The following is a 20,659-nucleotide window of genomic DNA, read 5'->3' as shown; positions in this document are numbered from 1 at the left end:
GGACATTAACATAACAACATCGTCGCTTGTACAAGTGCTTGCACGCCCGGACCTATCGCAACCGGATCGCGATCGGGCTAGCGCCGTTTCCCGGCGAGTTAGCAGGCTAACTCAACATTGTCGTAATTCGATAAATGATCTTGTCGACAGTAAGGACATCGATAAATCGATTGAGTTCTTGGACGATGAGTGCCTGTCATCGATTCGAGATGTGCATACGGCTTACTGCGAGGCTCAACCTCTTTCGCCTGCTCAATGCTCGCAAGAGGCACGATCGTGCGTTGACAATCTGATGGCGCCCGTTGATGAGTCTTTAAACGCAAAGATTCCCCTACTCAGATCGCTCCAGGAGCATTGGAGCACCGTAACCACGGCGTGGAAGCAAGAATTAGATGAAGTCGACACACTACTTAAGCAGCTCGGGGTCGAAAGACCGGGCGAAGGTCCCGGTATAACGTCTGCTGCGTTTTGTCGACGTCATTCGGAGGTACTCCGCCTTTGGCAATCAGATTGGGATGACGCGATAGCTCGAAGCAAGCAGCTTGAGCGAATGGAGAAAGACGCCGGCCTCCCTGCCTTTAAGGCGCTTACACGCGCTCTTGATGAAGCTTCGGAGCAATGCGAGGTTGCGTCTCCGCGAACCGAGTGTGATCTCGAGAATAATCGCTCCTTCAAGAAATATTTTGCGACCCGAGTCGGTGAATATGTGATTCCAATAGATAAGTTTTTTACTGGAGGCAACATTCCGCATGAAGGCTGGCCGAGCCTTCGTGCTTATCACGGAGAAATAGATAGCAAAAGCGGAAAGTGGGAAATCAGAAAATATTACACGCCGGGTTATAGTAGACCTTTCTGGGGTAGTAACAAGTACAGATCAATAATCCGAGAGATGTATTCTTGTCGGCCTGCCAATTGCCCCGAGGATTGGATCCGTTACTTGTGGAGTCTACAGCTTATGGGATGTAGGCCGTGATCGCCAATCAGGGCCAACTGCTTGCAGGCGCACATTTGTTTTCCAGTTCGGTCTTCTCAAGCGGTCCGCCGCACAGCGCGCGGTACGCGCCGCGTGCTCGAGCGAGAGGGGCCTCGTAGTCGGCACGGGCAGGAGCCGATCGGCAAGTTAGCGCTCCGCCGCCCGGCGAGCCCGCAGGCGCTCGCTGCGCGCGTCCGAGGGTACTACCTCCGCCGCTACCGCCGCCGTCGTGTGCGATCCGCTGGGGCGCCCCTGCGGGCTCGCGGCGGGCGCTACCTACCCGCGCCGCGCACGGCGGCCTGCCTTGTGCCGGGGGTTCCTGCACATAGCCGCGAAAAGCCACAGCTATGCGCGTACGCCCGCGCGTATGATCGCGCGCGCGGGTAACGGCTTTGACGGCTTTAGGTCCTTTACGCACGCTTACACCGGAGCGCCGGCGAGGGTTCGCGAAAAAGCAGAACCCGTCTTCGGGATACTTTGCGTGGCTTTCCGCGCGACCATCAGAACCCCTCCCCCGGGATGGGCGGAAGATCCTGGCGCCGAAACGGCTCGATGCTCTCGAACAGATCGCTCCTAATCCACCGCACCTCGGTGGTCACCCCTTTCAGCTTCTTGGTCGTCTTGCCGTGGTCGACGCCTTCCCCGCCAATCCCGGCCAGAAGCCTGCCGAGGACCTGGCGCTTCGTACTCCTGAACGGGCCGGACTGCTTTCTGTCGAGGAACCGGTGAAAGTCCTCAAAGCGAAAGTAGATGCGCCTGTCATCGTCCACGTGGGCGGGTTTGCCCAGCATGAGGTCCTCGATGCTATCGCCGCGATGCCTGTGCATACAGAACTCGCGCAATCCATCGCGGAACATGCCCTCGACGGTTTCGTCGGGTGGAATCTCCCGCTCCTTCGCAACCGCGAGGGCAACTGCGATCTGATCATTCCACGCGTCGGCCTTCATCTGGCGAAAGGACGTCCGCAACTTGTCGGCGCATCGCACATTGAAGGTCCAGTAGTGCATTGCTTCCTTGACCGGCAGCGTGACGGTGCCGTGCCCGGCAAGCGTGATCTCCCACAACGTTTCCTCGCCGCCTCGCCAGATGACGATGCTTTCAACGACCGGATATCGGTTGTCGTCCTCGGGGGGAGGCTCCTTCTTCCCGTCTTCGATGCCCCTCTTGATGTGGCCGCTGGCCTCACCATACGGCAGCGGATCGACGCTTTCGGCGGTGGCTGCCCGCAGAAGTCTGCTCCAAACCGTGTCCTCGTGGATCCAGCCCGCGCCGATCATCTTCCCCATGTCCTTGGCTCGCCCGTAGAGCAGCGTCGCTCGACCACCCTGTCGCTTGCTGGCAAGCTCGGCCGAGTACCTTCCGAGATCGCGAGCTGCCCTCCCTGCTTTCCCCTCCCCGGTACTAGCGCGATCGGCGCGGCGGGTGGGCTTCGACAGACGACCGAGATCTCCGGCAGACATCCGGGATCGCTCAGCCGAGTGCAGGAACTCCGACAGCGACATGACGAGGCCGCCCTTCTTCACGGCGTAGCGGTCCGTCTCATCGCCACCGAAGTACGGCATGTTCAGCCAGTTCCCCTCGCCGCTGGCCGGGGGGTAGACCTCCGTGTCAGCTGGCAAATCCAGCCGCACTGTCATCGCCCTCAAGGCAGTATTCACGGCTGCCTGAGATGACCATTCACTCAGAAACAGAAATAGGTGCGCACCGCCCGACTTTGACCGAAACGCGACGAGCGGAAGCCGCTCCGCCTCGACCCTGGCGACGAGGTCGGCGTGATCCACTCCGTAGCTGTCGACATCGACGACGCCCCATCGGCACCTTCCGTCGTCGCCGACTGGCCTGACGCCAAGCGGAAGCTCGCCCGACACATGCCGTCGCCATAGGTCAATCGTCGGCGGACCCGACACGTCGCGTGGTCCCTGCCCTCGCTCGTCTTTCATCTCCACCTTGTCACCGACGAGGCGGAGCCGGGTCGGGTCGTAGGTGCCGTGGCGCGTTCGTTCACCGTCGAAGAGGATGAGGAGTCGTTCCGCGCGATCCAGCTCCGGCTCGGCGGGCGTCTTCTGAAGGACGCTCATTCTGCACCCCGCGGTCCCTCGTCGAAGATCGGCAGTTCGTCCATGTCCAGTACGGACGCGGGATCTAGGCCAGCGTCCTGTATGACGGCAGTGTCTTCGGCCGCGATTGCCCACAGCAGGCTGAGGGTTCGACGATCGATGTGATCTGTGGGGCAAGCGGGGTTCGCATTTACAATCGCGCGCTCCTGCGTGCGCTTCACCGCCGCTTCCAGTCGCACTCGGCGTAGTCGAGCCCAATCAGGTGAATCCAGAGGTCGCCGCCAAAGGCTCATACTCTCCGGCGGCACGATCAGGCCTAGTGAGTCAAGTCGATAGACGTAGAAGGTTGGGCCATGCCCATCCCGCCGCCCGCGATAGGCGACCGACAGCCGAACTCCGCCCGGCACTCGCTCGTTCGCCGCCACGCGCTCGAAGTCGGTTCCCTCTACTCTCAGCGCCTGGCGGGTGCGCTCCTTGCTTGCTTTGCTCATGACGACCTCATCGACCACCCGAGAGGGCGTATTCCGACCGCGCCTTCAGCTTGGCGCGCTGGGCGGCCGTCGACGTGGGGCTCTCCCGGTCCGCGATCCAGTCCCGGATTGCCTCCGGTCGGATGCGGACGACCTGACCGGCCATGCGAAGCTCGCGCGGGCCGCAACCCTCCGCGCGCATCTTATAGTAGGTGGGAGTCGAGATGCGGAACCGGCGGCAGAACTCCGGGATGGAGATCGTTTCTTCTGGGTCCGCCGACGGTACTTTGTTCATTGTATTCATTGGCTTATCTCCGCTAGTCAACTAACGCTAAGCCTAGCCTGCGCGGGCTTGCGGGGCTATGCGTAACGCCCAGCGTCCCGCACAAAAACCTCAGTCCGGCGTCGCCCCGTCGGTTGCAACCCGCCACCGGATGTCGCCGAGCGCGCGGCGCTCCTCGCCGCCCTTTCGCCTTCTCGTCGCGCCAACGATATCGCTCTCGGTGCGTCCAAGCAGCCTCGCCGCGACCCTCGTGGCGAGCCGATAGCGCGCGTTCTCGCTCTTCTCCCGGAAGCCTTCCCGGAGCACGCGCTCGATCACCCGGTACTCGTAGTACAGGTAGTTCGCGTCATGCGACGTCAGGTCGGCCTTCGCCGCGAAGCCGCCATGCTCGATGAGGTCGGCGATCACGGACATCAGGCCGGGCGATGCCGCGCCAGCGCGCAGCACCCTCAGCACCGGCTCCCAGCGACCCCTCCCGTTCGCGTTGAAGGCGGCCAGTAGCGCATCCCGCTCGCTGGCTCTCAGCGGCCAGTGCGGCTCGGCAGCCTCGTCCTCGGCGGCGGCCACCTCTGCTGGATCAAGGTCCATACGCTCCGCCACCCATTCGCACATGGGCCCGAGGTCCGCAGCGTCCCTCAACCCTGGCCACTCGGGCCTGTCGGCCGTCATCGCCGCACCTCCATTGGCACGACGTTCGTCGGCGCGGCGACGCCGAAACGCGGACCGCTGGTGCGGATCGCCTCGTCGCGATAGTCCTCGGTCAGGTGACCATAGTGCTTCTCGACCATGCGCGTGTCTGAGTGGCCTAGATTCTCGGCGACGATCATCAGGGGCAGGCCATTCATCACGGCCAGCGAGGCCCACGTGTGGCGCAGCTGGTGGAAACCGACGGCTGGCACGATCCCGGCCACTCGGCAGGCGTCGAGCATGAGCCGCGCCTGCTGCGACTTCGCCCACCCTTCCATCGCCGTCTCGCCGTCGCGCTGCACCGGATGCAGGAACATCAGCTCCCCGGTGGGACGGCCCGCCGTCACTGCGCGGAAGAACGCAACCCCCTCCTCGGTCAGCCGCACGTCGCGCGGCTTGCCGCTCTTAGATTCGCGGATCACGATCCGCCCACGCTGGAAGTCCCCGACCAGCAGTCGACAGAGCTCGCCGTATCGGCATCCGGTAAGCAGTGCGCCGTGCGCAAGGTCACGGAATCCGCTGGTTGCGTTGGTCGCGTTGATCAGCCGCTGCGCCTCCGCGACTGACAGGTGGCCGGGGCGGGCCACGTCGACCTTCACGAACGGGTCCAGCCGACGCCACGACAGATCGTCGTTCACTCGCCCGAGTTTAAACGCCCGGTTCAGTGCCCCCTTCAGGACCGTCACCGTGCGGTTGACCGTGGCGCGCCTGGCGCGGATCTCCCCCGGCGTGGCTGGAGCCGGGCGATAGCGCTGCGGCTTCCGCACGCGCTCGCCGGACTCCCTGTCCCTGATCGCGCCGGTCCGCAGCCGAGCTGGCTTCGCCGCCATCGCGTCGCGCCACTGGAGGAGGCGGTCGGTCGTCAGCTCGGCGACCCACAGACCGCCGAGCTCGGGCAAGATGAACTCACGTGCCCGCCGCTCGGCGTCGCGCCCGCTCCGCCGCTCCGCCTTGAGAAAGGCTATGTAGTCCTCGACGACCTCGCGCACCGTCAGCAAGCCGGGGGAGCCGGCGTCGTTCGGTGCAGCGGCTCCGGCACGCTCGTGCGCTAGGCGCTGCGCGTCGGAGTAGGACAGTACGCTCGCTCCGTCCGCGTCCCGATAATCGTCCGCCAGCCCGAGCGTCTCTTTGCGGTATGGGCTTCCCCCATCCGCGCCCTCGTCCCTGCCAACGTACCGCCGCATCACCCATTTACCCGGCGCATCCGCTCGCCTCTTGCGATAGCCGATGTGCAGTTCCCCCGGCACCAGCGTCCGCCAGTGCGGGTCTTTGCTCACCTTCAAGCGCGACCGTGCAGCCCTCGTCTCCAGCTTCGAGTCTCTTACCGTCCTTGCCACGTCTTACCTCCGGTTCGCCCCGGTTCATCTGGGGTAAAAATGAAGGTAATATCCGGGGCGCGCCAGCGCTAGCCCTTGCAGTCCGCCTGGGGCAAAAAATTCTATGTTTTCAAATCGTTGATGGGCTTTTTCTGGCTAGCTCCGGCTAACACAGGCTCCCGGAAGTGCGCCCTTTCACGGCGGTAACAGGGGTTCGATTCCCCTTGGGCGTACCAGATTTTTCAGGCACTTAGCCGAAAATCTCCGTTTCTTGTCCAATCCTTGGCCAATATCGCTCGAATCGCTATCCAACAAAGAGACTCGGAAGCCGAAACCGCCGGGCCATCAAATGCATATTTGCGGTTGGATCATCGACGATGGAACGCTGGGCAATCCTGCGATCCCAATGGGGCTCGCCCTGCACGTTGCCTCTGTGCAGCCTCGTGAGACAGAAGACGGGATGCGATAGTGGAGGTTTGGGTGTAGAGTTCTTTTTCCAATCAGGCGAGGGACGGTAAGATGTTACCTTCCGATCTAACGAAGTTTATCGAGCAAGATCATCTGGCTTTGGGTGCTTTTGTGAAGGGGACCCTGAGCCTCTGAAAAACCTCTACTCGCGGCGGGATGACGTGACAATCGCTAACCCGTTCGGTCCGCCGGCCAAGGGATGGATAAAGGCTGCCGAGACCATGGATCGGGCTGCTACCAACTACCGAGACGGCGAGGTCATCGGCATCGAACGAATCGCCGAGTACGCGACAGCGGACCTGGGCTACGTCATGGAAATCGAGAGGCTTCAATCCAAGGTCGGCGGCGGGGACAAACTGGTGCCGATTGCGCTTCGGGTCACCACCATCTTCCGGCAGGAGGATGGCGCGTGGAGAATCGTCCTTCGTCACGCCGATCCGATAACCTCAGCTCGGCCGGCAGAGTCCGTAGTTGGGCAGTAGAGGGATTGCTAGCTGAGGAAACTAACCCTTAAGCTTGGCACTTGCTCCTCGTGATCGCTCGCCGCAACGCGGCAAAGTCTGGCAATCCGGCTTCATTGGTTACGATGGTCGCGCCGTCGATGATAATCGGACGACGGAAGCCCGCCAGCCATTTGAAATATTAGCGACCACTTGTGTTTATTCCGGAACGGGATCATGCTTGGGTTTTGGCGGTGTGGGGCCGCCGGGCTTAAAGGGGTAAAGGCGTCATGGAACTCGCAAGCTGCGTAGCCACCGATCCCGCGACCGCATCGTGGATCTTTTTGAGCATCACTGCGGCCTTCATCGTGATGGCCGCATTCGCCATTGGAAGATTGAGTTCAATGTCCGCAGGCCACCGCCCTGTCGAACAGGCTCAAACCGCGTAGGGCCGCTTAGCCCGCGCTATCGAAATGCTAAAAGCTGTTGCCGGCCTCGGTATACTGGTCGCCCTGGTGATTGGCGGGATGCTGGCCACATCGACGGGCGTTCTCTATCACGAAGAGAAGAGCCCAACGGGTGCGTCCACCTGCCACTATTTTACGGGACCAGGGATATACACGACGCCAAGTTATTCCGTTGACGGCTGCCCGCAATTCATCAGCGTCGCTCGCTAGGCCGGTTAGAGCGGCGCGAACGATTTTCTACGAGGTTGCTTGGTGATCGGATGCGCTGCAAGAAACGCCTCGTCCGCCGCGACGAGCTTGGCGACTTCATCCGCAACGATCGGCAGATATCGGTCCTTTGCGGCTTCTCGCTTCCATTGAACGGCCAGGAGAGCGAGGGCTGGAACTCGGATTTGATCGGCCACAGCCTGCCGGTTCCTGTCGACGCTGAGCATCCGTTCGTCAAAATAGGCGCTAGATCGATCCTCGTCCTCTAGGACGTACATCGCGTGAATGCTTTTTGCTTGCCAGTAATCCGTTTCCGCTCTTGTCAGGCTGGTGACAGCATCAGCCTTGCACCAAGGAAGGCGCTGCGCCTGACGCATGAGCTTGTTGTGGTGTGAGTCGATGAGGACGGCATCCGGCAGCGGATCAAGGCACTGCTGCACAAATGCAGCCAGCGCCTTCGTCTTGACGGAAGCGCTCATGCTTCATCGCTTTTCCCTGCCCGCATCATGGACAGCAAGACAGTCAGGTTAAGCAGACGGCGGCGGTTCGACATCCGGCATACCTTCGGCGGCTGCCCGAACGGTAATGTTCGGCATTGGGTTTCTCCCGTGGTTTAGTAGTTTGCTTACCCTCACAATCTCATACAATGTCGTCAACCGTCAACTACATTGTATGAGGATCGCACACCATGGTAAGAACGGCACCGATTTCGTTCCGCATCGAACAGGGGTTGAAAAATGCTCTGGAGGAAGCGGCGAAGGATGACATGCGGTCTGTGTCATCGATGGTCGAGAAGATCCTGACCACGTATCTGCGGGAAAAGGGCTACCTGCCGAAAGGCGCAGCAGAATAGCTATGCTCGTCACCGTCAGCCGGGAGGAGTGTAGAGCGGCTCTCTGCATCGATGAACCAAGCACTGGCCATCGCGCGTCGGCACAAACGCTACCGCTGGGATTTCCGACCAGTCGCACGCATTGCTGTACTGGCGGACGTAGAGGGCATAGGTGTTACGGCCGGTGGTCAGCACCGCCGAGCCATGGCTCTGGATTAGCGCCTGCGTCTGTTGGCAGGTCATGGCGCGGGTGTCCGGCCTGGCCTGGGCGAGGGTTGTGAAGGCAAGCGTGACCGCTGCCGAGGTCAACGCAATCCGGCGAATGGACATGACGAGACTCCCATGATGAGCCATTTGGTTGACAAACTGGCATGTCCCAGTGCAGCTGTGCAATGGCGGCCTCCAAATCGGAATTCCGGACTGTAGCAAATCGCCCGCCCCTCACCTGCCCGACGGCGAAGCCGGCATCATCGAAAACAACGAGATGTAGGAAGCGTCGCAGCAGTGGCCTACACCCTCAAGCACGACCGCCAAGGCATCGCGAAAACGGATGTGGAACGCCACTATGCAGCAACCGAACAACCCGCGGCACATCGTGCCGATGCGGAGGCGTGCATGACCGCGGCCTACTGATGCCGCGCGAGCCGGTCCATGGGTGCGTTTGCTTCGGCCAAACTAGCCAGCGCTTGCTCGACTTTTTGAGCCGAGGCGTCAGTGCGCTTGATGTGCCGGATCATTTGCTGCCTCAGCAGCGCGAGCCTTGCGACGCGATAAACGTCGCCGTATCTCGCAGTTTCAAGGTGGAGGGTCGCGAGCCTCATGGCTACCAGGTCAAAGTGGCTATCTGGGAGAGCTCGGCGATATCGCCATAGATCATCGAACCTTTGACGAGAAAACACTTGTCACCGAGGACTTCGAAGAGTGAGCTTGACGCGGTGCAAACCGGCAGGTTCTTCGAATTGGCGTACGTACCGGGCGCCGCGGTTTCGACCTTGCGGTCCGCGGCTTCGGCATAGCTGACGCTGATCGCGAGCATAGCGATAGCAAGCTGGCTCGGGGGTAAGTTAGGTCGCGACATGCAATCAGAATAGCATCGGCCTTTGACGGGCTTCGTCCATCGATTGGATGAAGCGGTCACCTATATTAGCTAGCACGTGACTAAGGTGCCGGCCGCCCCAGAGTCATGGAATGGCGCGGGGATTGGGATTGGAGATATGGTGGAGATCACGGCCACCGTCCGCAGGCGGGTCACTGACGCCCGCGTCAGCGTCTCCATCCCGAGCTATGGCTTCCCCCATTCCATCATCGATTATACCAAGGTGAAGAAGGGGCAGCAGATCGAGCTTACCGGCGAGGTCACGCGCATAGATGAGGCAGGCGGCCGGGTGACCGTCGATCTGGGACCGCTGGTGACGGTCGACATCGATAAGGTCAGGCTGGTCGAGAAGTACAGGCCGCCGAAGCGCAAAAAGCCGCTGCGTGACATGGTGGATTAAAGTTATCGTACCTCACCCTTCTTCATATGCGTTCTGAATTCTGTTTTGGAACTGCTTGCTGTGGCGGCGCGTTAATATTCTGTATCGGGAGATAGAAACATGTCTGTGCAAAACGAAGACTATCGAACGAACAGAGCCGACTACGCGATTGCCGCAAAGCATAGCCGAGCGGCTGATGGAAATCGGGATGAACTGCTGGCAAGAAAGAAGAAGTTGCTGGTGGTAAGGGATTGGCGATCTGCAAGGTTGATTGCAAATCCATCGGAAAGCGCGGCGGAAGAAATGTAGACGCGTCATCTCCCGGCCTGGAGAATGGGCCGGCTCTCCCATGCGCAACGGTGGCGCGGACTTCATGACCTTTGAAGGCGGTTTGAATGTCGTCTTTGCCGTAAAATCGGGCCGGAACGGTTGCTCGTCTTCAAGGGTTAAGATGCAGGAGATGCAGGCGTGGCCAAGAAGCCGTCTATGGACAAAACGTTGCGACAAACCTCTGACCAACTGAAGAGGATTCGGAAACGCGTCGCCGATGGCGGTCACGTGGACCAGATGCAAGAGATCGATGCTCTGGTGGGCCTCGCCAAAGAAATGGCCGACCGGCAACTGGCCGGGTTAGAAAGCCCGGCAGATGAAAACGATGGCTCTGTGCAAGACGGTGACGATGCGTGGGACTGAGCGTCGTCGACCGCCTCCTGACATTCCGTGATCACGGAATTACTTGAATCGCCAAGCTCGGTAGTAACAACGGCGGCGGACCCCAATCCGCTAGGCCGGCGCCCTATTCCCATCTACCCCACCCCCAAGCGGCGCCGGCCGACCCCCCTTATGGAATCAGATTCCCCATGATGAACCAACGCCCATAGCAGGACGTTCTCTCTCATGGCTCAGAACGTGTTTGTCTTTGGAACCCTCAAGAAGGGCTTCCCCCTTCATCAGCAGGGACTGGCGAGTGCGACTATGCTCGGACCTTATCGTACCCAAGCGCGCTTTCCGTTGCTCATCGCTGGTCCGCGTTTTGCCCCCATGATGTTCAATGAACCCGGTATAGGGTTCCATGTTGTCGGAGAACTATACATCGTGGAGGAGCGCGCGATGGAGAATCTGGATTGCATCGAATCGATCGGCAAACCCGAAAACCTGCGCGTGTCGATCGATGTGAAGCCGATCGAAGGTGGAAGAGCGCTTTCTGCGCTTGCTTGCATGAAGACATGGGATCTCGCCGAGCCCGTCCACTCCGGCTACCTTGATGTATACGATGATCGGCGCTTTATCCTTCCCGCCAAAACCAAGGGGTACTGCGACAAGACTGGGAGAAGAGAGCAGGCTTCACTAGCCTATGTTTCACAGGTTGGAACCCTATCCTCATCCTTGCGTTCCATAGACCGATAGGAGATCGCGTCATGGCTAAAAATAAGCGTAAGCTTCCCAAGAAGATTGGCGGCTTCAAAGTTCCCAAACCAGTGCGTAAGTCGACCCTTTTGCGCAGCTTGCTAGCGAGCTCGGTCGGACGAGATTTGCTGGCCAATGCGATCACCGCAGGCGCCGGCGCAGCAGCAGCCGTCTTGGTACGTGAGCGAGCGGAAATCGCCGACGCCACTAAGTCGGCAGCAAAGACTGGCGCTAAGAAATCGGCACGAGTTGCAGGACTCGCTACGGAAATGGTGCAGAGCGCCGCCTCCGCTGTGATGGGAGTCGTCTCGGACGCCGCACACAAAGTTCTACCGGAACATAAATCGAAGGGCGAGAAGCACCGGGACAGTCGCGCGCGCCGAGCCACACACTAGAGGTAAGGCGCATTCCGGATGCCCGCTCGGGCTTGCCCAAGTTCGTGGAGCGGCGGCTTCTTCAGCCCTATTCCGACACGATCTTGCATCGCTTGGAAGGCGTCGCCGCTGTGCGGGCGCTGGGGGTACTCATCCGGAGACATCCCCGGGCTGCGCTTGATATGCTGGGCTCTGGCCTCGCCCAAGCCGGCCGCGCCGGCATCGGAGAAATCAAGAATAGGATCAAGGGCAAGTCCCGGGCTGCACCGGCTAATGTGCCGCAGCAGCTTACCAAACGACAACTTCGACGACTGGCTCGTGCTGTTGACGACGACAGCCGATCATGAGAGCACGATCCCTGCCACGGGCGGCTTTAACTCGCAGCCCTAATCGGACTGTGTCCGCTCTGAAATTGCGAACGCTTGGAGCTTTTTCGACTTGTCAGAGTCTTGGTGGTCCGCGTTGGCAATAAGAGAATAGAATGCCGCTCTGGCAATAGCCTTCTTCGAGGCCTTCGGGTGCGCCTTGCGGGCAGCGTTCATCAATTGCTTGGGTGACATTTCAGGCGTGACCAATTTAGTCAACGTGGAGCAGATATCTTGCATTTCCCGACTGTTCATCCGTTCCATCCTAGCCAAGGAGTTCCTACCGAAAGAATCAATTCCCGAGGCTCGGTTTGGTTCTAATAAAAACTGGAGAGATGCACGCCACTCATCCTCGAAACCGCTCGGTGTGCCAAACGATCTGCCGTCGATCTTCATCGGCTTAGACCACGAGGCGCTTCGGCAGGTGCTCGGGGTGGACTTCGAGCAACGTGATCTTGATGCGGCTTCCACCGACTGCAGTCGAATTTGAGCTTCAGGGGATCGGCGCCGCCGCCGTACACCATCATCAGATCGGCCGAGCGGTAGCGGACGTTGCCGCAACTGCATTCCGCCTTGACGAGCATGTTGTGCCGAGTCGCCTTGCCCAGCGTGTCAATCGAATCGTTCGCCATGAGAACGAATTGCAGCGGCTGGGATCGCGGACATCTCCCGCGCCGATCTTCTGATTGTCCTCGTAGGGCTGCACTGATGCTTCGAAACGTCTCCGGCGTGCCACTGGAGCCCGCACGGAGGACGCGCTCGATTCCATTGCTGCCGAGATGAAAATGGCAGATCCGACCTCATCCGAACCGTGCTGCACAAATGGCTGGAAACCAACGCCTATCTGCCGGTCCGCGCGATCGCCAACGCGCGGACCGGCTGGCCGGCTGTCTCATAGGGGCGAAAGCGGCCCTTTCGCCAGAAGGGCGTTAACCAGCCAGGCCGGGCAGTGCCGCTCCGCAATGGGGCGGAGAGACAGAGAAGAAGCCGCACCAAGAGTTTCAGTCTTCCTTCAAATCCTCGGCTTCGTCTTTGAGCTTGGGCCAGTCGGCACCATGCTTACGCAACAAAGCACGCGCCTGTTTCGGCGAGACGTCGGCAATTTCCGTCAGGTGCTCTACCTCCAGCTCTTGCCCCTTCACCACGCGGCTCGCCCCCTTCTTTCCTTTCGTAGCCATCTCTGTGTCCTTCTCCTGCATCACCGGATGAACGACGACCGAGAAGTGTGGTTCCGGCTCGCGCATTGTCGTTTGCCGGCTTGGGGGGCCCAGGGCCGCAGTTGGTCGAGGCGGGCGGTTGTTTGTGACAGTCTGATGACGCACCATACGTGAGGTCTCTCCGATTGCCGTGAAGCGACGCCGCGCGAGGACATCATGCAGGAAACGGAACTGAAGCTCGAGCTTTCGCAGTCCGGTGCGGGGTCACTCCTGAAGAAAAATCCGTTCGGATCCCCGCCCATCAATCTTCAGCTGAGATCCATCTATTTCGACACCCCCGGATGGGATCTGTCCAAGCGCGGCCTGTCGCTTCGTATTCGGCAATCGGGAAATGAACGGATACAAACCGTCAAAGCCGGCGATGGCGCCGCGGCCGGATCGTTCACGCGCGAGGAATGGGAGCGACCGGTCGCCGGCGATACACCGATACTTGACGATCCGCAGATCCGGAACCTGCTAGCAGGGGCTGGCCAAAAGCTCGCGCCCTTGTTCGAGGTTCATGTCAAACGGCATTCTTGGAATGTGATGGATGGCGACGCCACGATCGAAGTCGCTTTGGATCTTGGCAAGGTCGTTGCAGCCGATCGCGAGGCGCCGCTGTGCGAGATCGAGTTGGAGAAGAAGGCAGGCTCACCGACAGCGCTGTTTGCGCTCGCCCGGAAAGTCAACGTGATCACGCCGGCGCATCTCGGGGTGCTGAGCAAAGCGGAGCGGGGCTATCGTCTGCTTGGCGCGGCGCCCGGTGCTGTGAAAGCAGCTTCGACCCCGCTCACATCCGAGATGAGCACGGCAACGGCTTTCGCGCGCATCGCCGCGGCCTGTCTCAGACAGTTTCGTCTCAATGAAACGGCGCTTGGCTGGTCCCGCGATGCCGAGGCCCTGCACCAGACTCGCGTGTCGCTGCGACGGCTGCGCTCCCTTTGCTCGATCTGCAAGTCGTTGTTCGCCGACAGCCGTTTTGACCATCTGCGAGAAGAATTGAAATGGCTCGCCTCGGAACTTGGCGATGCGCGCAATATCGACGCGATGATCGACCGCGCTTCGAGCGAGGCTCTTTCAAGCCGTCTTCAAGCCGCGCGCGACGAAGCCTATGCGGCGGTCGAAGCATCGCTTTCCTCGGTGCGCGCCCGCTCCTTGATGATCGATGCCGCCGAGTGGATTTCCATCGGGGACTGGCGAACCGACCAATCGGACGAAACGTTGTACGAGCAGTCGTCAAGGGATTTCGCCTCCGGCGTATTTGACAAATCTTGGAAAAAGGTGGCGAAGGGCGGCAAAAATCTCATCGATGCCGATGACGAGACCCGCCACGAAGTGCGCATCGCCGCAAAGAAACTGCGCTATGCGGCGGAATTCTTCGAGCCGCTTTACAAGAGCAAGGCGGAAGCCAAACGCCATCGAGGGTTCATCAAGGTGATGGAGGACCTACAGGATCAGCTCGGCAGCCTCAACGATCTCGCCACCGCCTCCGATATGCTGGCAGCGCTTGAGCTTTCGGACGTGGCTGGCGCGCAGGATCTCTTCAGCGCTGAAGACAAGTCCAAACTTCTTGAGGACGCCGCGGAAGCGCACGACGCCTTTGTCAACACGAGGCGCTTCTGGCGTTGAGGCAGCATGCAGAACCATAGGGACCGACGAAGCTCTAGCACCGCTTGGCAGCAGGCGACGAGGAGGCGGATCGTGCGGACAAGTTGTGACGGTTGTTTTTGGGCTTGACTGCGTTGCCGGCCGCTTTGGCGTTTCCTTGGGCGGTGACCCGGCAAGCTCCTCGACCCTTTCCAAAGCCGCTCGCGCATCGGGATTCACGCTTGACGAAAGCGCTGCCGATATATTTGCGGGTCCCCGGCTACGGCCATCAGGGCGAATGCCGGCTTTCCCTTGGCCTCGCCCGGCAGCGCCTGGCTGAACTGGATCCTGATTTCGGGCGGAATGATGCCAGCCAGGATCTCGCGGCGGTCTTCCAGTGCCATGTCGCGCAGATCGTGCCGTTTATGTGCAGCAGATCGAAGGCGACGAAATAGAGGTCATGCTGCCGCCTGGTAGTCGCCTTGCGCAGCGCGCCGAAATCGGACAGGCCGGCGTCGTTCAGCACGATGATCTCGCCGTCGATGATCGCGCTCTCGACATCGAGCGTCTTGGCTGCCTCTGCCAGGTCGCGATACTTTGACGTCCAGTCCAGCCCGCGCCGCGTGAAGATGCGAACGCTGGGCTCGTCGATGACCACCTGGGCGCGGTAGCCGTCGAGCTTGATCTCGTGAATCGAGTCTTCGCCCTCGGGCGGCTTGGCCACCAGCTTGGGCTCCATCGGAGGAATAAACGCCAGCGGCGCGCCCCACTCATACAAACCCCACACAACCAACTCGATTCAATAGACTTTGAACGTTTCGGTTCCTTGCGAATGAAAGAAAGCCCGCGTCCCGGGGGAGAGGACGCGGGCTGATCGGAGGACACCGATCTCGCAGCATGTGCCTGCGAAAACATGCTGCAGATGCCCAAACTTTTGTCTCAAGCCTTTTGTTCCACACGCAAAAAGCCCACCGCACATGAAAGAAAGCCCGCGCCTCTGGCGGAGAGCGCGGGCCCGGGCGAGGCCTCATCAACGGCGAAGCCATCGTCCTCGAAGAGAAGGCCCGTTCGGACTTTGCCGAACTGCGGAGGCAATCCCGCGACGCCAATATGACCTGTATCTCGCCGCGGAATTTGTGGAAAGACGATTGATGGCCGGCACGGGAACGTGCCCGGCCCATGTTCTTCGAGGTGAACAAAGGCCGGGCCTGATCTAGTTTCCCGCCCGTAGCTGCTTCAGGTCACAGCGAATGCTGCTGCCATGGAAAATGGCTGGCGAGCTGCGTTTGAGGTGCATCTCCCGTCCCGTCGCTGTCCAAAGAGAGCGACCCGGTCGAACTGTCGTAGCTGACCTGGTCGGAACGATCATGCGCAGCCGTAGACAGAGCGTCGGATGACTCCCCTCCCGACTTGAGCCCGTCTAAGAAGGCCTGGTCGAAGTGAGGCTTGTCCTGCAGCTTTTCCTGGAGCCAGCTGAAGTCGAAGGCGTCGTGGCCTCCGCGGCCGGACATGATCTCGGCGGCGCCGCCCTTGCTAGCATTGGCGCCGACATTTTCATTATCCTCGACGGTGTGGGCGAACCCGTTGCCGGCCGTCTTGTCGTGTGAACCGGCGAGCGACTCCGAGCCGCCAGAAAGGGCGGCCAACACCCGGTCGACACTGCTGCCTGCCTTTTCGCCGCCATTGTCGACATGGGAGGAGTCGTTGCCGTCATGGTTTGCCGCCCTGTCGGTGCCGGCGGCTGCATGGGTCGCATCGGCACCACGGACAGCATGAACACCGCCATTGCTGGTCGTGGGGCGGGAAGCGGCGGTCTCAGTGGAACTGCCATCGCTGGCGGCGGTGTCAGAAGCGGCGGTCGCAGTAGCGCCGTCGTCGCTGATGGTGGTGTCGAAAGCGGCGGCCGCAGTAGAGCTGTCGTCGCTCGTGGTGGTGTCGGAAGCGGCGGCCGCAGTAGCGCTGTCGTCGCTCGTGGTGGTGTCGGAAGCGGCGGCCGCAGTAGCGCTGTCGTCGCTCGTGGTGGTGCCGGAAGCGGCGGCTGCAGTAGCGCTGTCGTCGCTCGTGGTGGTGCCGGAAGCGGCGGCTGCAGTAGCGCTGTCGTCGCTCGTGGTGGTGCCGGAAGCGGCGGCCGCAGTAGCACTGTCGTCGCTCGTGGTGGTGCCGGAAGCGGCGGCCGCAGTAGAGCTGTCGTCGCTCGTGGTGGTGTCGGAAGCGGCGGCCGCAGTAGAGCTGTCGTCGCTCGCTGGGGTGTCGGAAGCGGTGGTCGCAGTAGAGCTGTCGTCGCTCGTGGTGGTGTCGGAAGCGGCGGCCGCAGCGGCGCTGTCGTCGCTGATGGTGGCGTCGGCAGGGACAGTTGCGGTAGAGCTGTCATCGATGACGTCGGAAGCGACGGTCCCAGTTGTGCTGAGATTGTGCTCCCGGAAAACAGCCTGCAGTTCCGGCGAGCTCTCAAGTGCGACGTCGCCTTCCTGCGAACCCCAGGCATAGGCAAAGTCGAATTCGGGCGACGGAACCAGTTCGTCCCAGTGGTCCATCATCGTCTGCAGCTGATCCGCCGTCGGCATGACATATTTGCCGCCCGTGTTGGTCGTCCAATTGCCGCCGCCAAAGGTCTGATGGACCGGGACGATCTGGCTGACCGGGATGCCCGACTCCACCGCAGCAGCCACGGTTCTGTCGATCATGTCGTAGTCGACCGTGTCTGTTCCGGTGCGCACCGGATAAGCGCTTATTCCAAACAGATCGATATGCGTGTTGTCATAGTTGTAGGTGTTGGAAAAATCCGGGTCTGCGGCAGACCCCATGTCCATCGCGGTGATGAAGGTCTTGGCGTCTGGCATGCGAGCGTGGATCCAGTCGGATTCGGCTTTCAGATCCTCAGCGTCTACCTGGGTGTGGTATTTGCCGGTGGGATCCGGCTCGTCGACGAGAAAAAACCCATACACCTTCGGATTGCCAAGGAAGGGGGTGACCTTGTCGATAAAGGACTGGGTCACGCCCTCGCCCTCGTTGAGCCAGACCATAGCCTTCATGCCATCCGGCAGCTCGTTGACCTGGTCAATGTATTGAACGTCGACCAGATTGAAACCGGCGCTAGCGACTTCTGTGGCGGACCCACCTGCTGCGAAATGAAGTGCCATTGATAATCCTTTTTTTCTTAGCGCCCCGCGGTGGCCTGCCTACTTGACGGCGTATATTAGCGCCAAATCAAATACCCACACCCCTCTGATAGAATTTTTGAGATTTTTGGTATTGCATCGAGTGCCGCAGGCCGGACTTCACCTCACAAAGTGCGCGCTCCTGCCAAGGTCGAATTCGTGAAAAACAATCCGTAGACAGTCTTGCTGAACTACCAGAATATTCCTTTTTTGTTCCTACACGTGCCGATCCGCTCGACGCGCTTGGTAACGCAAATATCAACATTTGTTGTTTCTGGCTGCTGCCTTCATTGTCTCCTGCCGCCGCATCGCTCGATTTTTGCGCTCTGGCGTGGCAGTAACAATGGAGGCGACGCGCTGGCCGCCTCATAGCCAGTTTGGACTATTTGTTTGAACAATCTTGCCGCGGGCGATCGCAGTTTGCGATATCTCGCCGGCGACAGTGCCCATTGCCGCGTTTGAGTTCGACGCAACTCTATTTCGCGGCATCAACGGGTGTGCACAAGGCAGATGAGCAACTCGGAAGAGGCTGTCACGTTTCGCCTGGTGCAATAATGCTTTCCACGGCGAGCGACAACCGATACAGCCGCGTCGACTCTGATCGTTGCCAAGTCGGGAGAGGTACGTTGTCTCCCCTGCCCGCGGCAAGCCGCTCAAACAAACTCGGCGCCGCCTCGTTATGGAGCCGGTTGGGGCCAGCGGTGTAACGCAGCGCGGCCAACGTCCGTCAGCGCATAGACGCCGCGCTCGGCCCTGGCGAACCAGCCATAGACATTGTGAAGCAGGATCTTGGCGGCGCGTGGTGAAATGGCTTTCAAGTCGCGCGGGCGCTTCGGGCCGTCGACCATCGCAGCGGCGCAGGCCAGCGCATCCTGCCGGTAAGCGGTCATTATCGGCGTACGCGAGCCGCCGCCGACTACAGGGTCGCCGCGCCGGCGACGATGCTCGTCCACCAGGCGCGATCTTCGTCTCGGGTCTCGCCGGGGCGGCAAAGCGGCCGGGCTGAGCAGCAATTCGATGTTGCCGGCGGAACTAACCCCCAGAAGCCCGAACCCGAGCCGCCGGCAGAGTGCGCGGAACCGACGGTCATGCTCGCGGCCTTTGCCGCGGGCCGACATCTGCGCCGCGAGCCAGACCTCATCGCATGACGCAGCACGATCGACACCTTGAAGTATGAGTTCGAGGTTGAACTGCAATTTCAATTCGCAGATGACGACCACGGGCGGCTCGCCGTCACGCAGTCCCACGACGTCGCAACCACCAACTTCGCCTTTAACGGTGAATTCCAGGCTCTCAAGAAACCGCTTCACCGGGATGTAAAGAGACGTTTCCTGCATGCCGGAGCCATAGCCGATTCGTGACTGGCTGGCACAGCATCACCGAAGGCATGCCGCTCTGGGGCAGATTTGCCGCTCGTCGAACGCATGGAAGTGTGGGATGCATTAAGCAGTTCGCTGGGACTGCCCGGCTCGGCCGCTAAACCCTCAGCCCCCTTGCCTCGCCTCCGCGCTTGCGCGGAACCAGCATGTCCCTGGCCAGGAGGCGGCTTACTCGGCAGAACGCCATGAACGCCCGGCAAGCATCCTCGGTCTCGACCAGGTCGACCGTGGCGCCAAAGCAGGCATTGAACGCGGCCTGATAGACCGGGCCCTGCCGGCGAACCGGCCAGCCTTGCAGGAAATCCAGCGCCTGTTCGACGCTGTAGATTTCCTCGACCGGCAGGCCAGGCGCTGTCGTGATGCGAACCGGCACCTCGAATTGCAATCTGTCCATTCGTGTCTCTCCAGAACGCGTTCCCCACTTGTCGCTCAGAAATATGTCGTCAGTGCGGACGAACAACCCTGGCACGGGCTGGACAGGCACAGGATGAAGCCGCAAGACATGAATATCGCCGGCTTGAGCCCATCGCCGGCAGTTCGTCCTTGAACCTGGCGCCGTCCGGTGCCAAATCTGAGAGACTTTTCGCGCGGGCTCATCAGAAGCCCTTTCTTCCGGCAAGACGGACACAATGGTCACCTATCTCGACGCCGCCACGGCACCACTCAGAAACACCGGCCAGATTCGCCTCTACGGCGAAGGGGGCTTTGCCGGCATGCGCAAGGCCTGCGACCTCACCGCACGCTGCCTCGACGAACTTGTGTCGATCGTCGCGCCGGGCGTTACCACTGAAACCATCGATCGCTTCGTCTTCGAATTCGGCATGGATCACGGCGCATTGCCGGCGACGCTCAACTATCGCGGCTACACGAAGTCATCCTGCACTTCGATCAACCACGTCGTCTGCCATGGCATTCCCGACAACAAGCCGTTGAAGGACGGCGACATCGTCAACATCGACGTCACCTACATCCTCGATGGCTGGCACGGCGACTCCTCGCGCATGTATCCGGTGGGCACGATCAAGCGCGCCGCCGAGCGCCTGCTCGAGGTCACGCATGAATGCCTGATGCGCGGCATCGCGGCGATCAGGCCCGGCGCCCGCACCGGCGCCATCGGCGCCGCCATCCAGACCTATGCCGAAGGCGAGCGCTGCTCGGTGGTGCGCGATTTCTGCGGCCACGGCGTCGGCCAGCTCTTTCACGACGCGCCGAACATCCTGCACTATGGCAGCGCCAGCGAGGGCGTCGAGATGCGGCCGGGCATGATCTTCACCGTCGAACCGATGATCAATCTCGGCCGGCCGCACGTAAAGGTGCTGTCGGATGGCTGGACGGCGGTGACACGCGACCGCTCGCTGTCGGCGCAGTACGAGCACACGATCGGCGTCACCGAGGCCGGGTGCGAGATTTTCACGCTGTCGCCAAAAAACCTCGACCGCCCGGGCCTGCCGGCATAGTGTCCTGCCGGTATAGTGTTCGACAAGTCGCGGGCATCTGCCCGGCAAATGCTGGATATGG

At 60.8% G+C, this 20,659-nt stretch carries 24 protein-coding genes; 10 read left to right on the top strand and 14 right to left on the bottom strand.

Going from position 1 to position 20,659, the window contains the following annotated elements; all coding sequences use genetic code 11:
• Nucleotides 1–1,473: 1,473 nt before the first annotated feature.
• From A9K68_RS17005 to A9K68_RS16985, 5 genes are all read right to left on the bottom strand, one after another.
• Nucleotides 1,474–3,051 (bottom strand): hypothetical protein, encoded by a 1,578-nt coding sequence (locus tag A9K68_RS17005; RefSeq protein ID WP_065009435.1) that lies wholly within the window; start codon nt 3,049–3,051, stop codon nt 1,474–1,476.
• Complete coding sequence (locus A9K68_RS17000) at nt 3,048–3,521, bottom strand: hypothetical protein (RefSeq protein WP_156768400.1); 474 nt, start codon at nt 3,519–3,521, stop codon at nt 3,048–3,050. The genes A9K68_RS17005 and A9K68_RS17000 overlap by 4 nt, the downstream gene beginning before the upstream one ends.
• Nucleotides 3,522–3,528: 7 nt before the next feature.
• A complete protein-coding gene (locus A9K68_RS16995; protein WP_065009433.1) occupies nt 3,529–3,804 on the bottom strand; it encodes a helix-turn-helix domain-containing protein in 276 nt (91 codons plus the stop codon).
• Between the two features lie 90 nt (nt 3,805–3,894).
• Nucleotides 3,895–4,395 carry a hypothetical protein gene (locus A9K68_RS16990; RefSeq protein WP_156768399.1) on the bottom strand — a complete coding sequence of 167 codons (501 nt, stop codon included), beginning with the start codon at nt 4,393–4,395 and terminating at the stop codon, nt 3,895–3,897.
• Between the two features lie 53 nt (nt 4,396–4,448).
• On the bottom strand, nt 4,449–5,747 hold the full coding sequence (locus A9K68_RS16985; protein WP_246811417.1) for a site-specific integrase: 1,299 nt from the start codon (nt 5,745–5,747) through the stop codon (nt 4,449–4,451).
• A 668-nt stretch (nt 5,748–6,415) separates the two neighbouring features.
• Between A9K68_RS16985 and A9K68_RS16980 the strand changes: the two genes are divergently transcribed.
• Complete coding sequence (locus A9K68_RS16980; RefSeq protein ID WP_246811174.1) at nt 6,416–6,736, top strand: nuclear transport factor 2 family protein; 321 nt, start codon at nt 6,416–6,418, stop codon at nt 6,734–6,736.
• Nucleotides 6,737–7,376: 640 nt separating this feature from the next.
• Here A9K68_RS16980 and A9K68_RS16975 read toward each other — a convergent pair.
• On the bottom strand, nt 7,377–7,847 hold the full coding sequence (locus tag A9K68_RS16975) for a hypothetical protein (protein WP_065009430.1): 471 nt from the start codon (nt 7,845–7,847) through the stop codon (nt 7,377–7,379).
• A 209-nt stretch (nt 7,848–8,056) separates the two neighbouring features.
• On the opposite strand from A9K68_RS16975, the gene A9K68_RS16970 reads away from it, so the two are divergent.
• Nucleotides 8,057–8,221: a hypothetical protein gene (locus A9K68_RS16970; protein ID WP_082982500.1), complete on the top strand. Its 165-nt coding sequence runs from the start codon at nt 8,057–8,059 to the stop codon at nt 8,219–8,221.
• Nucleotides 8,222–8,236: 15 nt separating this feature from the next.
• On the opposite strand, the gene A9K68_RS16965 is transcribed toward A9K68_RS16970, so the two are convergent.
• Complete coding sequence (locus A9K68_RS16965) at nt 8,237–8,530, bottom strand: hypothetical protein (protein ID WP_065009622.1); 294 nt, start codon at nt 8,528–8,530, stop codon at nt 8,237–8,239.
• 174 nt (nt 8,531–8,704) lie between these two features.
• Between A9K68_RS16965 and A9K68_RS32310 the strand changes: the two genes are divergently transcribed.
• Complete coding sequence (locus A9K68_RS32310) at nt 8,705–8,833, top strand: hypothetical protein (RefSeq protein ID WP_281409479.1); 129 nt, start codon at nt 8,705–8,707, stop codon at nt 8,831–8,833.
• Nucleotides 8,834–9,023: 190 nt separating this feature from the next.
• Here A9K68_RS32310 and A9K68_RS16960 read toward each other — a convergent pair whose 3' ends face one another.
• Entirely contained in the window at nt 9,024–9,236 is a 213-nt protein-coding gene (locus tag A9K68_RS16960) for a hypothetical protein (RefSeq protein ID WP_246811173.1), read from the bottom strand.
• Between the two features lie 178 nt (nt 9,237–9,414).
• On the opposite strand from A9K68_RS16960, the gene A9K68_RS16955 reads away from it, so the two are divergent.
• The 5 genes from A9K68_RS16955 (at nt 9,415) to A9K68_RS16935 (ending at nt 11,477) form a co-directional block, all read left to right on the top strand.
• On the top strand, nt 9,415–9,696 hold the full coding sequence (locus A9K68_RS16955) for a hypothetical protein (protein ID WP_065009427.1): 282 nt from the start codon (nt 9,415–9,417) through the stop codon (nt 9,694–9,696).
• A gap of 99 nt (nt 9,697–9,795) precedes the next feature.
• Complete coding sequence (locus tag A9K68_RS16950) at nt 9,796–9,984, top strand: hypothetical protein (RefSeq protein ID WP_082982499.1); 189 nt, start codon at nt 9,796–9,798, stop codon at nt 9,982–9,984.
• Nucleotides 9,985–10,143: 159 nt separating this feature from the next.
• Nucleotides 10,144–10,368, top strand: coding sequence for a hypothetical protein (locus tag A9K68_RS16945; RefSeq protein WP_156768398.1), 225 nt, complete (start codon nt 10,144–10,146; stop codon nt 10,366–10,368).
• Between the two features lie 204 nt (nt 10,369–10,572).
• On the top strand, nt 10,573–11,082 hold the full coding sequence (locus tag A9K68_RS16940) for a gamma-glutamylcyclotransferase family protein (protein WP_065009425.1): 510 nt from the start codon (nt 10,573–10,575) through the stop codon (nt 11,080–11,082).
• 11 nt (nt 11,083–11,093) lie between these two features.
• Nucleotides 11,094–11,477 carry a hypothetical protein gene (locus tag A9K68_RS16935; RefSeq protein ID WP_065009424.1) on the top strand — a complete coding sequence of 128 codons (384 nt, stop codon included), beginning with the start codon at nt 11,094–11,096 and terminating at the stop codon, nt 11,475–11,477.
• A 365-nt stretch (nt 11,478–11,842) separates the two neighbouring features.
• On the opposite strand, the gene A9K68_RS16930 is transcribed toward A9K68_RS16935, so the two are convergent.
• Both A9K68_RS16930 and A9K68_RS16925 read right to left on the bottom strand, forming a co-directional pair.
• Nucleotides 11,843–12,076, bottom strand: a complete 234-nt coding sequence (locus A9K68_RS16930; protein ID WP_065009621.1) for a hypothetical protein — start codon at nt 12,074–12,076, stop codon at nt 11,843–11,845.
• A gap of 746 nt (nt 12,077–12,822) precedes the next feature.
• Nucleotides 12,823–13,065 carry a hypothetical protein gene (locus A9K68_RS16925; protein WP_065009421.1) on the bottom strand — a complete coding sequence of 81 codons (243 nt, stop codon included), beginning with the start codon at nt 13,063–13,065 and terminating at the stop codon, nt 12,823–12,825.
• A gap of 129 nt (nt 13,066–13,194) precedes the next feature.
• Here A9K68_RS16925 and A9K68_RS16920 point away from each other — a divergent pair, with 129 nt between their 5' ends.
• Nucleotides 13,195–14,646 (top strand): inorganic triphosphatase, encoded by a 1,452-nt coding sequence (locus A9K68_RS16920; protein ID WP_065009420.1) that lies wholly within the window; start codon nt 13,195–13,197, stop codon nt 14,644–14,646.
• A gap of 247 nt (nt 14,647–14,893) precedes the next feature.
• On the opposite strand, the gene A9K68_RS16915 is transcribed toward A9K68_RS16920, so the two are convergent.
• The 4 genes from A9K68_RS16915 to A9K68_RS16900 form a co-directional block, all read right to left on the bottom strand.
• Complete coding sequence (locus A9K68_RS16915) at nt 14,894–15,328, bottom strand: RNA ligase family protein (protein ID WP_246811172.1); 435 nt, start codon at nt 15,326–15,328, stop codon at nt 14,894–14,896.
• Nucleotides 15,329–15,845: 517 nt separating this feature from the next.
• On the bottom strand, nt 15,846–17,744 hold the full coding sequence (locus A9K68_RS31760) for a calcium-binding protein (protein ID WP_246811171.1): 1,899 nt from the start codon (nt 17,742–17,744) through the stop codon (nt 15,846–15,848).
• 695 nt (nt 17,745–18,439) lie between these two features.
• A complete protein-coding gene (locus A9K68_RS16905; protein ID WP_065007793.1) occupies nt 18,440–19,099 on the bottom strand; it encodes a DUF2161 family putative PD-(D/E)XK-type phosphodiesterase in 660 nt (219 codons plus the stop codon).
• Nucleotides 19,100–19,238: 139 nt separating this feature from the next.
• Nucleotides 19,239–19,535 (bottom strand): DUF982 domain-containing protein, encoded by a 297-nt coding sequence (locus A9K68_RS16900; protein ID WP_065007792.1) that lies wholly within the window; start codon nt 19,533–19,535, stop codon nt 19,239–19,241.
• A 235-nt stretch (nt 19,536–19,770) separates the two neighbouring features.
• Between A9K68_RS16900 and map the strand changes: the two genes are divergently transcribed.
• Nucleotides 19,771–20,598 (top strand): type I methionyl aminopeptidase, encoded by an 828-nt coding sequence (gene map / locus A9K68_RS16895; RefSeq protein ID WP_065007791.1) that lies wholly within the window; start codon nt 19,771–19,773, stop codon nt 20,596–20,598.
• The last annotated feature ends 61 nt before the right edge of the window (nt 20,599–20,659 follow it).

The organism is Mesorhizobium sp. AA22 (assembly GCF_001672375.2).
GTDB lineage: Bacteria > Pseudomonadota > Alphaproteobacteria > Rhizobiales > Rhizobiaceae > Mesorhizobium > Mesorhizobium wenxiniae.
This window is presented reverse-complemented; position numbering and strand designations above follow the sequence as displayed.

What these genes read in the sequence shown, in the direction of transcription:
- A9K68_RS17005 (WP_065009435.1), bottom strand. Translation starts at nt 3,051, where the DNA reads ATGAGCGTCCTTCAGAAGACGCCCGCCGAGCCGGAGCTGGATCGCGCG.
- A9K68_RS17000 (WP_156768400.1), bottom strand. Translation starts at nt 3,521, where the DNA reads ATGAGCAAAGCAAGCAAGGAGCGCACCCGCCAGGCGCTGAGAGTAGAG.
- A9K68_RS16995 (WP_065009433.1), bottom strand. Translation starts at nt 3,804, where the DNA reads ATGAATACAATGAACAAAGTACCGTCGGCGGACCCAGAAGAAACGATC.
- A9K68_RS16990 (WP_156768399.1), bottom strand. Translation starts at nt 4,395, where the DNA reads ATGTGCGAATGGGTGGCGGAGCGTATGGACCTTGATCCAGCAGAGGTG.
- A9K68_RS16975 (WP_065009430.1), bottom strand. Translation starts at nt 7,847, where the DNA reads ATGAGCGCTTCCGTCAAGACGAAGGCGCTGGCTGCATTTGTGCAGCAG.
- A9K68_RS16970 (WP_082982500.1), top strand. Translation starts at nt 8,057, where the DNA reads ATGGTAAGAACGGCACCGATTTCGTTCCGCATCGAACAGGGGTTGAAA.
- A9K68_RS16965 (WP_065009622.1), bottom strand. Translation starts at nt 8,530, where the DNA reads ATGTCCATTCGCCGGATTGCGTTGACCTCGGCAGCGGTCACGCTTGCC.
- A9K68_RS16960 (WP_246811173.1), bottom strand. Translation starts at nt 9,236, where the DNA reads ATGCTCGCGATCAGCGTCAGCTATGCCGAAGCCGCGGACCGCAAGGTC.
- A9K68_RS16955 (WP_065009427.1), top strand. Translation starts at nt 9,415, where the DNA reads ATGGTGGAGATCACGGCCACCGTCCGCAGGCGGGTCACTGACGCCCGC.
- A9K68_RS16950 (WP_082982499.1), top strand. Translation starts at nt 9,796, where the DNA reads ATGTCTGTGCAAAACGAAGACTATCGAACGAACAGAGCCGACTACGCG.
- A9K68_RS16940 (WP_065009425.1), top strand. Translation starts at nt 10,573, where the DNA reads ATGGCTCAGAACGTGTTTGTCTTTGGAACCCTCAAGAAGGGCTTCCCC.
- A9K68_RS16935 (WP_065009424.1), top strand. Translation starts at nt 11,094, where the DNA reads ATGGCTAAAAATAAGCGTAAGCTTCCCAAGAAGATTGGCGGCTTCAAA.
- A9K68_RS16930 (WP_065009621.1), bottom strand. Translation starts at nt 12,076, where the DNA reads ATGAACAGTCGGGAAATGCAAGATATCTGCTCCACGTTGACTAAATTG.
- A9K68_RS16925 (WP_065009421.1), bottom strand. Translation starts at nt 13,065, where the DNA reads ATGCGCGAGCCGGAACCACACTTCTCGGTCGTCGTTCATCCGGTGATG.
- A9K68_RS16920 (WP_065009420.1), top strand. Translation starts at nt 13,195, where the DNA reads ATGCAGGAAACGGAACTGAAGCTCGAGCTTTCGCAGTCCGGTGCGGGG.
- A9K68_RS31760 (WP_246811171.1), bottom strand. Translation starts at nt 17,744, where the DNA reads ATGGCACTTCATTTCGCAGCAGGTGGGTCCGCCACAGAAGTCGCTAGC.
- A9K68_RS16905 (WP_065007793.1), bottom strand. Translation starts at nt 19,099, where the DNA reads ATGCAGGAAACGTCTCTTTACATCCCGGTGAAGCGGTTTCTTGAGAGC.
- A9K68_RS16900 (WP_065007792.1), bottom strand. Translation starts at nt 19,535, where the DNA reads ATGGACAGATTGCAATTCGAGGTGCCGGTTCGCATCACGACAGCGCCT.
- map (WP_065007791.1), top strand. Translation starts at nt 19,771, where the DNA reads ATGGTCACCTATCTCGACGCCGCCACGGCACCACTCAGAAACACCGGC.